The organism is Candidatus Binatus sp. (assembly GCF_036567905.1).
Taxonomy (GTDB): domain Bacteria; phylum Desulfobacterota; class Binatia; order Binatales; family Binataceae; genus Binatus.
Window position 1 is genome coordinate 1 of sequence record NZ_DATCTO010000010.1, and the last position, 12853, is coordinate 12853.

The following is a 12853-nucleotide window of genomic DNA, read 5'->3' on the forward strand; positions in this document are numbered from 1 at the left end:
TGCGACCGCACGGCAGTCTCGGCGCCTTGACGCCAGCCGAGTTCGCAGCGTTAAAAAGACGGGAAACGCAACCGCCCGAGGAGGGCGAAAAAACCGGCGGACTCTACTTATGATTGGCGGGAAATTGGGGAGCAGGCCAAAAGTTCAGCGGACCCGATTTCCCTTCTCGGGAAAAGCCATACATTCAAGGATCTTGGGCCGGCAGAGGGGCGAGCCTGCCGGTATTTTGCGCTCGCTGTGATTCCGTTTGGAAACTCGGATATTCAAACCGCTGTAGATCGAGCGTTGCAAGCAACAGGCGGAGACGCCTTGGTCAATGTTGCAACGTCCACCAGTCTGTATGGATTCGTTCCAATTTATAACGTGTTTAGTTTCACCTGCACAACGGTAAAGGGAACGGCAGTGAAGTTAGAGTAACGCAGGGCGCCCTGGTCCGCGGTGCAGGCGGCGGACCGCCGATGACCTGTTAGAATCGCATCATGCCACGGCCGAAATGTCCGCCGATAGCCGCCGACATAATCACGGAGATCGGCGACAAAGTCGTCTTGATCGAGCGCAGGAATTTTCCACCAGGGTGGGCAATTCCCGGCGGATTCGTCGATTTTGGCGAGACCGTCGAGGACGCGGCGATTCGCGAGGCACGCGAGGAGATCTCGCTCGAAGTCGCGATTCGCGCGCTGCTGGGCGTGTATTCGCGGCCCGATCGGGATCCGCGCGGCCAGACGATCACGGTGGTGTATGTCGCGCGCGCATCGGGCACGCCGCGCGGCGCCGATGACGCGAAGAACGCCCGGCTCTGCGATCCGCGCAATCCGCCCACTCCGCTCGCGTTCGATCACGCGGAGATTCTCGCCGACTACGTGCGTTGGCTCGACACAGGCGAATTTCCCGCTCCGTGGAGCACGCACTGCGGCTAGGACGCCAGCCGCCTGGTTTCATCGCGAGGTGAATCCATTTTCACCCGCGCCCGGAAGATCAGCGCGGCGGAGAGGTACGCAGCCAACAGCACCGGAAATCCAGGATGCGGCGCCGCCTTGATCAGGGCGGTCGCAATGCAGCCAGCGAGCATCGCGGCGCCGGCAATCAACGCGATCTGCCGGGCTGCTTCGCGCGACTGGAAACCATCCCACGCGGCGAGCATCCCGAACCAGTACGCGGGCAGCAGCAGCAGGGTCTCGGGGATCCACGCAAGCGGCGACATCAGAAGCGCAAGCGCGATCCACAGTCCGAAGATGAGGCCGTCGAGGTCGGCGCGTTCGCGGCTGGTTATCGTGGCCGCCGCGGCGATTGCGAGCAGCGCGAGGTCGATCAGCGCGGTAATTGCGACGACGGCGACGAACGGCGCCGCGATGATCGTCGTGCCCGCGAAGTGCGCGACGATTTTTCGCACGAAAGGCAGCACAGTAAGTTCAGCACGACCCACGATGTGATACGAAACGGGCAGTTCCAGCGTCACGAGCTCAGACCAGCGGAAAGGATTTGTCAGCAGCACGCCCGCGGCAAAGAAGCCGATCGTCCAGCCCAGCGCACGCCAACGGCGGCCAAACAAAAAGTATCCTGCCGCTCCCGCGGGATAGAGCTTGAGCAATGCCGCGAGCGCCAGACACAGTCCCGCTGCCGCCGGGCGCTCGCGGCGCGCGCACAACCATGATGCGGACAACAGCGCCAGCAGCATCGGCGTGACCTGGGCGGCGACCAGCGCGCCCGCGAACTGTCGCGACAGCATCACCAGCGAAAGCACGATGATCGTCGGCGCTGCGCCGAGCGGAGGAGCGTTCGCGCGCGCCAGCATCAGCACGGCGCCCACCAGGCACAGCATCTGCGCGGCCTCCCAGATCCAGAATGCGGTTTTCTGATCGAGCCGGGCCAGCGGAGAAAATACCTCGACGAAAAACGGCGTGTAATTGCAATAGTGCGGACGCGACAGGCCGGGTCGCAAATCGATCTTTTTACTCTGCACCACCCACGGGTCGCCGCCGCTCGAATAATCGGTCCACCAGCCGTAGAAGATGGCGAAATCGACGTCGTCGTAACGGTGCGCGACCGCGCGGATGCGTTGGGCGAATGAGAGCGCCGCGGCGATCGCGAGGATCGCCGCGCCAACCCTGATAATCAGAAGCCGCGGCTTGGAGTTGTGCGAACCCGCCCGCTCGGCCATCGCTGCTAGCGCTTGAGCTTCACGACGGCGCCTTCGATGCGATCGAATGCCCGGTTCAGATTCTCGATCGAAGTGGCATACGAAATCCTGACGTGATCCGGTGCGCCGAAGTCATTGCCGCCGACCAGCGAAACGTGCGCCTGGTCGAGCAAAAACGCCGCGAGCCCGTCGCCATCGACGATTTCATTGTCGCCAAAGCGGCTGCCGAGCAACTCCGATACGTTGGGGAAAACGTAAAACGCGCCCTGCGGTACGTTGGGCAGCTTGAAGCCCGGGATGCGCCGCACGCGCTCGACCACCAGCGCGTTGCGTTTGCGGAACGCCTCGAGCATCGGTTTGAGTTCGTCCTGCGGGCCGGTCAGCGCCTCGATCGCGGCAGCTTGCGTGATGGAATTGGGATTGCCGCTGTTCTGGCTCTGCAAGCGTCCGGCAGCAGCGATCGCTTCCTTCGGCCCGGCCGCAAATCCGATTCGCCACCCCGTCATCGCGTAGGTTTTCGACAGCGAGTTGAATACGATGCCCCGGGACTTGAGCCGCGGCTCGAGATGGAACAGGTGCGGCGCGAGTCCGTCGTAAACGATGTGCTCGTAAACGTCGTCGGACATCACCCAGATGCCGGTGTCGAGCAGCACCCTGGCGATGGCAGTGAGCTGTTCGGGCCCGTACACGGCGCCGGTTGGATTCGACGGCGAGTTGAGGATGATGCCGCGCGTGCGCGGGGTAATCGCGCGGCGCAAAGCCTCGGGCTCGAGCAGGAAGCCGGAATGTTCGGGGCACGGCACGAACCTGGACTCGGCGCCCGCCAGCGAGACCATCGCGGCGAAACTCACCCACGCCGGGGTCGGGATGATCACCTCATCGCCTTCGTCGAACAACGCGGCGATCACGTTGGCCTCGGCCTGCTTGCATCCGGCCGACGCGATTATCTCGCCCGGCTCGTAGTCGAGGTTATTGTCGCGCTTGAGCTTGAGCTTGATCGCATTTTTGAGCGCCGCGGTTCCGCTCACCGGCGTGTACTTGGTTTGGCCCGCGGCGAGCGCTTTGCGGGCGGCCTCTTTGATGCGCTCGGGGGTGTCGAAGTCGGGCTCGCCGGCGCCCAGCGAGATGACGTCGATTCCGGCGAGCTTCATTTCGGTGGCGCGGGCGTCGGCCGCCAATGTCGCGGACGGTTTGATGGCAGCAATTCTGCGATTGAGTTTCAGCATTGGTTAAATCCAGATGTAGAATGTTCGGTGTATGGCGCTCGTTAGGCGCGGACGCGGACAGATTGTATCTTTCCCGGCGGTTTGAACAAACCGCCTGCTGAGATGCGCTGCTCCGGTTTTCAAATCACACGGCTCAACCGACCTTGAGCTTTGCGCGCAGCCGCTCGATCACGAGTTCGGGGACCAGCTCCGGCAAGCGCTTGCCATATCCTGCGACTTCCTTGATCAGGTGCGAGGAACTGAAGAACAGCCGGGGATTGGAGAACATGAAGACGGTCTCGACGCTCGGGCTCATCTGCTTGTTCATCTGCGCCATCTGCAGCTCGTAATCGAAATCCGTCACGGCGCGCAGCGAACGAATCAACACCTTGGCGCCAATTCGTTCCGCGTAATCGACTGACAGTCCGCTGAACTTGTCCACGCGGGCGCGCGGCTCGAGGTCGCGGATGACTTCGCGGATCATTTCGACGCGTTCGTCGGCGGTAAACAACGCCGCATCCTTGTGCGGATTGTAGGTGACCGCGACGATCACCTCGTCGAAGATCGCGACGCTGCGCCGGATGACGTCAACGTGTCCGTTGTGGATCGGATCGAAGCTGCCGGGATAGACCGCGATCAACGGGGAACGCTCTTTGCCTTTGTTGGTCATTTTCCTGAAGCCATCACTGTACACCCGGCGCCGGATTGAGTCGGCGGTAAAAGGCGATCCGGTGATCGCCGATGGTTGCAACAAATGCGCGCTCATGGGCTTTGGGAGCGGGCGGCGCAGCAGGCGCGCGCTTTGATTGTTCCACTACCACCCATCCGCCGGGCGCGACGAGTTGGAATTCACCAAGCAGCGCCAGGACCTCCGCGCTCATGTCGTCCTTGAACGGCGCGTCAACGAAGACCAGGTCGAAAGACTCCCGCGAGCGCTGGAGTTCGCCGAGCGCGCGACGCACGTCGGACACGACCACGCGGGCGCGGTCGCCTAGTTCAAGCCCGGCAAGATTGGCGCGAATCGCGGCGGCGGCGTCGCGCGAGGAATCCACAAACGTCACGTGTGCGGCGCCGCGCGAGAGCGATTCGATTCCCAGCGAGCCGCTGCCGGCGAAGACGTCGAGCACGCGCACGCCGCCAAGATCCATCCGCACCGCCAGCCGCGAGAAAATCGACTCGCGCGCCCGCGCCGAAGTGGGCCGGGTGTGCAAGCCGCGCGGCGCCTTGAGCCGCCTGCCGTGAGCTTGTCCTGCAATAATTCGCATCGCATCACTTTTCTTCGAGGCGTATTTCGATCGAATCCGGGAACGCGGTTTAGTCGAATCGGCCAGCGCGATTTAATCGAATCGGCTAACGCCTCTTGCCTCGAAGCCGCGGACGATAGATAACCCGTTCTGCCGGGATCCCGCAAGTTCGCGGTCAGGTTAGGCCGCTTGTTTGCGCCTCTGGCGGATTGACGAAATTTTAGCTACCAATCATTAGATTTCTGAACTCAAGAGCTTCGATGCTGAAGGATCAATAATACTCGCGCCATGCCTGGAAACCCGCAACCCAAGTTTTCCGACGCCGCGCTTGCCGAGTACCGGCAACTGCTGGGCCGCTACCCGACGCGGCAGGCTGCGCTGCTGCCGACGCTGTGGATCGCGCAGCGCGAGTTCGGATGGCTCAGCGATGAGACGCTGGACTATGTCGCGCATCTGATGGAACTGCCGCCCGCGCACGTGCGCGCGGTGGTGTCGTTCTACACGATGTTCCATCGCAAGCCGGTCGGCCGCTACCTGCTTGACGTGTGCACGAATCTCTCGTGCCGGCTGCGTGGCGCCGAGAAAATCGTGGGCTGCATCCGGCGCCGGCTGAAAATCGAGATGGGCGAGACGACGCCCGACGGCAAGTTCACGCTGGCCTCGGTCGAATGCATGGCGTCATGCGGGACGGCGCCGATGCTTCAGCTCAACCAGGACGCGTACGTCGAAAACCTCACCGAAGAAAGCATCCTCAAACTGATCGACGAGCTTGCCGCCCGTGACAATTGAGTTAATCGCCGGCGCGATCAAAGCGATCCTGATGATCCTGGCCGGATTGAGTCTGTCGCTGTTCCTGCTCTATTTCGAGCGCAAGGGCAGCGCGCTGATCCAGGACCGAATCGGATCGAATCGCGCCACGCTGACCGGACTGGGCAAGCGCATGGGGATGCCCAACCTCGGAATCATCAACACCACCATCGCCGACCCGGTCAAAATGTTCACCAAGGAAGACTTCATTCCGGCCGGCGCGGACAAATTTCTGCACACGCTGGCGCCGTTCCTGTCGCTGTTCCCGGTGATGATCACGTTCGTCGTGATCCCGTTTGGCGACACGATTTCGATTGCCGGCCATCGCATCGGTCTCGAGGCGGCCAACCTCAACGCCGGCGCGCTCTATCTGCTCGCGACGATCGGCCTTGGCGTATATGGCGGCGCGCTTGCAGGATGGTCCTCGAACAATCGATGGGCGCTGCTCGGCGGGATACGCACGACGGCGCAGATGATCTCGTACGAGCTCGCGATGGGACTCGCGATCGTGTCGGTGATCATGACTTTCGGCACCCTGAACTTGCAGGAAATTGTGCGCGGGCAGGGCGGTGTGTGGTTCGGATTTTTGCCGCGCTGGGCAATTTTCACGCAGCCGCTCGCCTTCATTCTCCTGCTGGTGGCGGGCGCTGCGGAGACCAAGCGCATTCCGTTCGACCTGCCAGAAAGCGAGTCGGAACTGATCCAAGGTTATTTCATCGAATACTCCGGCGGCAAGCAGGCGGTCTTCATGCTGACCGACTTTGCCGAGCAGGCGCTCGTCGCGATGCTGCTGACAACGTTCTTCCTTGGCGGATGGCAGATTCCGTGGCTCATGCGCGACGGCTTTCATCTCCCGGGCGGCGCATTTCTTGCCCTCCCCGCGCTGGCGGTCTCACTGATGGGCGTAGTCGCGTTCCTGGTCAAGGTTGTCGCGCTGTGCATGTTTCTCGGCATGGTGCGATGGACTCTGCCGCGCTTCCGCTACGATCAGTTGATGCGTCTGGGATGGAAAGGACTGGTGCCGCTCGGACTGCTCAACGTGCTGGTGACCGCATTCGTCGTGGTGGCAACCGGGAGAGTCCAGTGATGCCGCCGTTCCTGTATATTTTTCTAGGCGCGTTGGCAGTCATCTCGGCGCTCGGAGTCATCATCCAACGCAATCCGATTCATTCGCTGCTCGCCTTGATCGCGACACTGATGACCGTCGCCGTCCTGTTCATTGCCGAAGACGCCGTTGTGGTCGGCTTCCTGCAAATCATCGTCTATGCCGGCGCGATCATGGTTCTGTTCCTGTTCGTGATTTGGCTGTTGAATCTTCAAGTCGAGACCGGTCCGACGGGTCATCTCGCGCTCAAGTTATTCGGCTCACTCGCCGCGGCTCTGCTGGCGACTGAGCTGTTTTTTATCCTCGCTCGCCCTCATCTGCAGGTGAAGTTCACTCACGAACCCGTGGACTATGGTTCGCTCGCAAGCCTCGCCGGGAAGCTGTTCACCGACTACCTGGTCGCTTTCGAGGTGACCTCGGTGCTGCTGCTGGCCGCGGTGGTCGGTTCGGTCGCGCTGGCGCGGCGGCTGCCAGGCACGGATGACCCGCGCGCTGCGAGGAAGATCGCGTCATGATTCCGCTCACCTACATGATGTCGCTGAGCGCGATCATCTTCGCGATCGGCGTGGCCGGCGTGATCATCCGCCGCAACATTCTCGTGATGTTCATGTCGATCGAGTTGATGCTCAATGCCGTAAATCTCGCCTTCATCGCGATCGGCAGCCGGCTCGGCTCGATGGACGGCCAGGTGATCGTTTTCTTCGTAATGACTGTCGCGGCGGCCGAAGCGGCGGTTGGCCTGGGCATCATCATCTCGGTTTTCCGCAATCGTGAGACCGTCCACGCCGACGACCTGACTCTGATGAGATGGTGACCAATACCAATGACGGTTGAGTTTCCAGCACTCGCGCTTATCCTGCTGTTCCCGGCGCTCGGCGTCGTATTCAACCTGTTCCTCGGGCCCAGGTATGGACGCGGCGCGGTCAACGTCGTCGGACCGGGCGTCATGTTCGCCGCGTTCGGCGTTGCGACGTGGGCATTTTTGACGCTGCTCGCGATGCCCCCGGGTGGCGCGCTTGCCGTGCATCTGTGGGGATGGATCCAGGCGGGGAGATTTCACGCCGAGCTCGGCCTGCGCCTCGACGCGTTGTCGGGCGTGATGGTGATGATAGTCACCGGAGTCGGCGCACTAATTCATCTTTACTCAGTCGGATACATGGCGCACGACGAGGATTTTGCGCGTTTCTTTACCTACATGAACTTGTTCGCGTTCTCGATGCTCATACTAATTCTCGCGAACAACTTGCTAATGATGTTCGTGGGATGGGAGGGGGTCGGACTGTGTTCCTACTTGCTAATCGCATTTTGGTACACGAATCCTCAGTACGCCTATAACGGCCGCAAGGCATTTGTCGTCAACCGAATTGGTGACGCCGGCTTTCTGCTCGGAATCTTCACCATCGTCGCCACGCTCGGTGCGCACGGCGTGTGGACGCTCGACTTCGTCGAGCTTCACAACAACGCTGCCCTGCTCGGCGGCGCCGCTGCCACCGCGGCCGGTTTCCTTCTCTTCATCGGCGCGACCGGCAAGTCGGCGCAGATTCCGCTCTACGTATGGCTGCCCGACGCGATGGTCGGCCCGACTCCGGTCAGCGCGCTGATCCACGCGGCGACGATGGTTACCGCGGGCGTGTACATGATCGCGCGGCTGGGTTTTATCTACACGATGGCGCCCAGCGCGCTCGATCTGGTTGCGACGATTGGCGCTGTTACCGCGCTGTTCGCCGCGACCATCGCGATCGTCCAGCCCGACATCAAGAAGGTGCTCGCTTACTCGACCATCAGTCAGCTCGGCTACATGTTTCTGGGCGTGGGCTCCGGCGCGTATGCGTCGGGAATCTTCCACCTCATGACCCACGCGTTCTTCAAGGGCCTGCTGTTCTTGTGCGCCGGCTCGGTGATTCACGCGCTCGGCGGCGAGCAGGACATGAACAAGATGGGCGGATTGCGGCGCAAGCTGCCGATCACGTTCTGGACGATGTTCATCGCGACGCTCGCGATCGCCGCCGTGCCTCCGTTCTCCGGTTACTTCTCCAAAGACCTGATCCTCGAAGCCGCGTACGATTCGGGACATTCGTGGCTCTGGTTCCTCGGCGTGATCACCGCCGCGCTCACGTCGTTCTACATGTTCCGGCTGATCTTCATGACGTTCTTTGGCGAGTCCCGCGTCGATTCTGAAAAAGAGCATCACTTGCACGAATCGCCGGCCGTAATGACTATTCCGTTGATCGTACTGGCTATTCTCGCGACGGTTGGCGGATGGGTAAATCTTCCCGGCGGACTGCTGTGGGGGAATGCGTTCGTGCGATTCCTCACGCCGGCCGTCGGCGCCTTCAAGCCGATCGTCGAAGCGAGCCCGTCTTCCCTGTCTCTCGTCGCGAGCATCGCTTCGGCCATTGGAATAGTGCTCGCATACGTGTGGTATCTGCGCTTGCCGGGAATCCCATCGCTCCTCGCGTGGCGGCTGAAGGGTCCCTACGACTTGCTGCTCAACAAGTACTACATCGACCAGTTATATAATTTCATAGTCACGCGTCCGCTGTTCTGGGTATCGAACAATGTACTCAACCGCGCGATCGACAGCTTTGCGATCGATGGCGCCGCCGACGGCGCCGGCCTTGCCGTCCAGACTTCGGGCCAGATAGCGCGCCGCGCTGAAACCGGCAACGTCCAGCACTATGCATTCGTTTACCTACTCGGCGCACTGGGCATTGTGGCTTACTACCTGTTCCTGGTGATGCGCTGATGAACGGCGGCTTGCTCACGGCGTTGATTTTCCTGCCGCTGATCGGCGCGCTTTTCATTCTGATGCAGAGCGAAGAGCGTGCGATTTGGAACTCGGCGTTCATTTTCTCGCTGCTTCCGCTGGCGCTGAGTTTCTATGTCCTGGCGGAATTCAGTCCGCAGGTCGCGGGCTACCAGTTCGCTGAACAATATGACTGGATCCCCGCATTCGGCATTACATACCATGTCGGGATCGATGGAATTAGCCTGTTTCTTGTTCTTCTGACTACTATCTTGATTACTCTGTCGCTGCTTTACTCCGGCGGCGGCGATATCGAGGAGCGTCCGCGCGAATTCTGTTTTTTCATGCTCGTGCTGGAAACCGGGCTGCTCGGCGCGCTGCTCTCGGTCGATCTGTTCCTGTTTTACATATTTTGGGAAGTGATGCTGATTCCGATGTACTTCCTGATAGGCATTTGGGGACATGGCCGCAAAATTTACGCCGCCGTCAAGTTCGTATTGTTCACGATGGTTGGATCGCTGCTGATGCTGGTCGCGATCCTGTACCTCGTGTACTCGGCGCACGAGCATTTCAACCGGACCAGCTTCGATTTGCCGCTGCTCTACCAGGTGCCGCTCACTGTTACCGAGGGCCGTTGCCTGTTTGCGGCGTTCGCGCTGGCGTTCGCGATTAAGGTGCCGATGTGGCCGGTGCATACCTGGCTGCCTGATGCTCACACCAACGCGCCGACCGCCGGCTCGGTCATTCTGGCCGGCGTGATGCTCAAGATGGGCACCTACGGTTTCCTGCGCTTCGCCATTCCGCTGTTCCCCACGGTTGCGGTCGAGGCGATTCCGCTGTTCATGGCGCTCGCCATAATCGGGATCATCTACGGAGCGTTGGTCGCGATGATGCAGCCCGACCTGAAGCGGTTGATTGCATACTCGTCGGTTAGTCACTTGGGGTTCGTGATGCTCGGAATTTTCGCGCTTAACCCCGAGGGTATCGATGGCGCGATTTACCAGATGCTCAATCATGGCGTTTCCACCGGCGGATTATTTTTGCTGGTCGGAATGCTCTACATGAGGCGCCATACGCGCGAGATTTCCGAGTTCGGCGGCCTGTGGAAGCGGGTGCCCGTTTACGCCGCAATCTTCATGGTCGTGATGCTCTCGTCGATCGGCCTGCCCGGGCTCAACGGCTTTGTCGGCGAGTTTCTGATCATGCTCGGCGCGTTCCTGCGAATCAGGCTGGCTGCTGTTTTCGCAGTTGTGGGCGTGATCCTGGGTGCGCTCTACATGCTCTGGACCTACGAACGCGTGATGTTTGGACCGATCACCAGGGCGGTGAACGAAACGATCAGAGACCTAAGCGGTCGCGAGATTGCCGTGATGGTGCCGGTGATTGCGTTGATGCTGTTCATGGGACTTTTCCCGCGTCCGCTGATCAGCAGGATCGAACCGTCGGTGACTGCAATGCTCGCCAGAGTAAATGTCGCGCAGGCTCGGCTTGAGCTTGAACGACAGCCGAATCGTCTGGCCGCTCTTTTGCCGGCTCGGCACACACCAAACCGCGAACCCGAGATGGCGGCAGTCGCACGATGAGTCCTTTTAACCTGGCCGCAATCAACTTCGTTTGGCTGCCAATCCTGCCGCTGATTGTGGTCGCGGTGGCCGCGATGGTGGTGCTACTGGCTGGAGTGCGCGTCGACGACAGCGAAAGCGAAGGGCTGGGGCTACTGACGCTGGCTTCGCTGGCGGTTGCATTCGTATTCACGCTTGGAATCCTCGGACAGTACGGTGTCGCTTTTGCGGGTGCGATCTCGATCGACAGTTTTTCGGCGTTTTTCGAACTGGTGATTCTGATCGCCGCGATGTTTACCGTGATGATGTCGCTCGATTACGCCGCCGAGAACCGTATTCCCGGCGCCGAATACTATTCGCTGCTGCTGTTTTCCGTGCTCGGCATGATGCTGATGGCGGCGGCTGGCGACCTGATAGTCATCTTCCTCGGCCTCGAGACGATGTCGATTACGGTTTACGTGCTGGCGGGAATCATGCGCCGCAGCGCAAAATCGAATGAAGCGGCAATAAAATATTTTTTGCTGGGCGCGTTCTCGACAGGGTTCCTGCTCTATGGAATCGCGCTGGTGTACGGCGCGACGGGCACTATCAAGCTTGGCCCGATTCATGACGCACTTGCTTCGGGCGCGATGGGGTCGAATCCGCTGCTGCTGCTCGGAATCGGCATGATGGTGATCGGTTTTGGCTTCAAGGTCGCCGCAGTGCCATTTCATATGTGGGCGCCCGACGTTTATGAGGGCGCGCCGACTCCGGTGACCGCCTTCATGGCGGTGGGCGTGAAGCTCGCCGCGTTCGCCGCCTTTATTCGCGTCTTCATGGTCGATTTTGCGCCCGTCGGCGCGCAGTGGCAGACGGTGCTGTGGGTAGTCGCGGCGTTGACGATGACGGGCGGAAATCTAATCGCCATCGCCCAGACCAATATCAAGCGGATGCTCGCATACTCGGCGATTGCGCACGCGGGCTACCTGCTGCTTGGCATGGCGGCGGGAGTGCGATCGGGGCCGGCGATTCTTTACTATCTTCTCGGCTATGCATTCACAAACCTCGGCGCGTTCTCAGTAGTAATCGCGCTCGAACGGCGCGGCCAAGTAGGTAATCAGATTAGCGACTTTCGCGGCCTGGCGGCGCGCCAGCCGCTGCTCGCCGGCGCAATGGCTATCTTTCTGTTGTCGTTGACCGGGGTTCCTCCGATGGCCGGCTTCGTTGGCAAGTTCTACATCTTCAGCGAGGCGCTGCATCAGGGATACGTGGGACTGGTAATAATCGCTGTACTCAATAGTGTAGTCTCTGCCTATTACTATTTTTATGTACTGGTCGCGATGTATATGCAGGAGGGCGGTGTCGAAGTTGAGCGCCTGAATGCGCGGCCTGCGCTGGTGGCGGCAATCGGACTCGCGGCGCTCGCTACGATTTTGATCGGGGTTTATCCGCAGCCGTATATCGCGTCGGCCGCCAACGCATTTCATTCCGCCAGCGGCGCCGCAGGAATCCACGCCGCCGCGCTCGAACCGTAGCCCGGGTCTTTCGAGCGCTGTTACTTGCGGCGCGAGGGCTTCTTCGAAGCGGGCTTCTTTGCGGATTTCATCGGCGGCTTCGGCGCCGTCGTGGCGGCAACGCTGCCCGCCGGTTGGCTATTCGCAGCGCCTGCGTATGCATCGGCTTCGATCTCGATCATCATGTCGGGATTAGCCAGCCGGCGCACTTCAACGACCGTGGACGCGGGAGGCGAGTCAGCGAAGAATTCCCTGTGCGCGCGCGCCGCATCCGCAAAACGTCCCATGTCGGTGACGAACATTCGCGTGCGAATGACGTGATGCATCGCGAGTCCCGCGCGCTCGAGCGCGGCACGAATATTGACCAGCGCCTGGCGCGCCTGCACATACATCTGTCCCGCGCCGACGATTAGCCCGCGCTCGTCGGTGGCGGTGGTGCCCGACACCGCGACAATGTCGCCGGCCCTCACCAGCCGCGAATAGCCGACGATTGGTTCCCACGGCGTATTGGTCGAGATTCGCGAGATCGCGGTCATCGTAATCTCCCTCCCCGC

13 protein-coding genes are annotated in these 12853 nt (G+C 60.9%); 8 read left to right on the forward strand and 5 right to left on the reverse strand.

Annotation, left to right across the window (positions count from 1 at the left end):
- Positions 1-479: 479 nt before the first annotated feature.
- Entirely contained in the window at positions 480-917 is a 438-nt protein-coding gene (locus tag VIO10_RS00960) for an NUDIX hydrolase (RefSeq protein WP_331958063.1), read from the forward strand.
- On the opposite strand, the gene VIO10_RS00965 is transcribed toward VIO10_RS00960, so the two are convergent.
- From VIO10_RS00965 to rsmD, 4 genes are all read right to left on the reverse strand, one after another.
- Entirely contained in the window at positions 914-2158 is a 1245-nt protein-coding gene (locus VIO10_RS00965; RefSeq protein ID WP_331958065.1) for a glycosyltransferase family 87 protein, read from the reverse strand. The two genes, VIO10_RS00960 and VIO10_RS00965, sit on opposite strands and share 4 nt — an antisense overlap.
- 5 nt (positions 2159-2163) lie before the next feature.
- Positions 2164-3363, reverse strand: coding sequence for a pyridoxal phosphate-dependent aminotransferase (locus VIO10_RS00970; protein WP_331958066.1), 1200 nt, complete (start codon positions 3361-3363; stop codon positions 2164-2166).
- Positions 3364-3496: 133 nt separating this feature from the next.
- Positions 3497-4012 (reverse strand): pantetheine-phosphate adenylyltransferase, encoded by a 516-nt coding sequence (coaD, locus tag VIO10_RS00975; protein ID WP_331958067.1) that lies wholly within the window; start codon positions 4010-4012, stop codon positions 3497-3499.
- Between the two features lie 13 nt (positions 4013-4025).
- The gene (rsmD, locus tag VIO10_RS00980) at positions 4026-4679 is read right to left on the reverse strand and encodes a 16S rRNA (guanine(966)-N(2))-methyltransferase RsmD (RefSeq protein WP_331958131.1); all 654 of its coding nucleotides are present in this window, start codon (positions 4677-4679) and stop codon (positions 4026-4028) included.
- Between the two features lie 195 nt (positions 4680-4874).
- Between rsmD and VIO10_RS00985 the strand changes: the two genes are divergently transcribed.
- Genes VIO10_RS00985 through VIO10_RS01015 form a run of 7 tightly spaced genes read left to right on the forward strand, consistent with a single transcriptional unit; the run spans position 4875 to position 12320 of the window.
- Positions 4875-5375, forward strand: a complete 501-nt coding sequence (locus tag VIO10_RS00985; RefSeq protein ID WP_331958068.1) for an NAD(P)H-dependent oxidoreductase subunit E — start codon at positions 4875-4877, stop codon at positions 5373-5375.
- Entirely contained in the window at positions 5365-6480 is a 1116-nt protein-coding gene (locus VIO10_RS00990) for a complex I subunit 1 family protein (RefSeq protein WP_331958069.1), read from the forward strand. Before VIO10_RS00985 ends, VIO10_RS00990 begins: the two co-directional genes overlap by 11 nt.
- Positions 6480-7013: an NADH-quinone oxidoreductase subunit J gene (locus VIO10_RS00995; protein ID WP_331958133.1), complete on the forward strand. Its 534-nt coding sequence runs from the start codon at positions 6480-6482 to the stop codon at positions 7011-7013. The genes VIO10_RS00990 and VIO10_RS00995 overlap by 1 nt, the downstream gene beginning before the upstream one ends.
- Positions 7010-7312 (forward strand): NADH-quinone oxidoreductase subunit NuoK, encoded by a 303-nt coding sequence (gene nuoK / locus VIO10_RS01000; protein WP_331958070.1) that lies wholly within the window; start codon positions 7010-7012, stop codon positions 7310-7312. Before VIO10_RS00995 ends, nuoK begins: the two co-directional genes overlap by 4 nt.
- 9 nt (positions 7313-7321) lie before the next feature.
- Complete coding sequence (nuoL, locus tag VIO10_RS01005) at positions 7322-9244, forward strand: NADH-quinone oxidoreductase subunit L (RefSeq protein WP_331958072.1); 1923 nt, start codon at positions 7322-7324, stop codon at positions 9242-9244.
- Positions 9244-10827 (forward strand): NADH-quinone oxidoreductase subunit M, encoded by a 1584-nt coding sequence (locus VIO10_RS01010; protein WP_331958074.1) that lies wholly within the window; start codon positions 9244-9246, stop codon positions 10825-10827. Before nuoL ends, VIO10_RS01010 begins: the two co-directional genes overlap by 1 nt.
- Positions 10824-12320 carry an NADH-quinone oxidoreductase subunit N gene (locus tag VIO10_RS01015; protein WP_331958076.1) on the forward strand — a complete coding sequence of 499 codons (1497 nt, stop codon included), beginning with the start codon at positions 10824-10826 and terminating at the stop codon, positions 12318-12320. Before VIO10_RS01010 ends, VIO10_RS01015 begins: the two co-directional genes overlap by 4 nt.
- Before the next feature lie 20 nt (positions 12321-12340).
- On the opposite strand, the gene VIO10_RS01020 is transcribed toward VIO10_RS01015, so the two are convergent.
- The gene (locus VIO10_RS01020) at positions 12341-12835 is read right to left on the reverse strand and encodes a RidA family protein (RefSeq protein ID WP_331958078.1); all 495 of its coding nucleotides are present in this window, start codon (positions 12833-12835) and stop codon (positions 12341-12343) included.
- Between the last annotated feature and the right edge of the window lie 18 nt (positions 12836-12853).

Bases quoted from the DNA above. Each gene is read 5' to 3' on its own strand.
- VIO10_RS00960 (WP_331958063.1), top strand. From the start codon at position 480: ATGCCACGGCCGAAATGTCCGCCGATAGCCGCCGACATAATCACGGAG.
- VIO10_RS00995 (WP_331958133.1), top strand. From the start codon at position 6,480: ATGCCGCCGTTCCTGTATATTTTTCTAGGCGCGTTGGCAGTCATCTCG.
- VIO10_RS00985 (WP_331958068.1), top strand. From the start codon at position 4,875: ATGCCTGGAAACCCGCAACCCAAGTTTTCCGACGCCGCGCTTGCCGAG.
- VIO10_RS00970 (WP_331958066.1), bottom strand. From the start codon at position 3,363: ATGCTGAAACTCAATCGCAGAATTGCTGCCATCAAACCGTCCGCGACA.
- coaD (WP_331958067.1), bottom strand. From the start codon at position 4,012: ATGACCAACAAAGGCAAAGAGCGTTCCCCGTTGATCGCGGTCTATCCC.
- VIO10_RS01015 (WP_331958076.1), top strand. From the start codon at position 10,824: ATGAGTCCTTTTAACCTGGCCGCAATCAACTTCGTTTGGCTGCCAATC.
- nuoL (WP_331958072.1), top strand. From the start codon at position 7,322: ATGACGGTTGAGTTTCCAGCACTCGCGCTTATCCTGCTGTTCCCGGCG.
- VIO10_RS01020 (WP_331958078.1), bottom strand. From the start codon at position 12,835: ATGACCGCGATCTCGCGAATCTCGACCAATACGCCGTGGGAACCAATC.
- VIO10_RS00965 (WP_331958065.1), bottom strand. From the start codon at position 2,158: ATGGCCGAGCGGGCGGGTTCGCACAACTCCAAGCCGCGGCTTCTGATT.
- nuoK (WP_331958070.1), top strand. From the start codon at position 7,010: ATGATTCCGCTCACCTACATGATGTCGCTGAGCGCGATCATCTTCGCG.
- VIO10_RS01010 (WP_331958074.1), top strand. From the start codon at position 9,244: ATGAACGGCGGCTTGCTCACGGCGTTGATTTTCCTGCCGCTGATCGGC.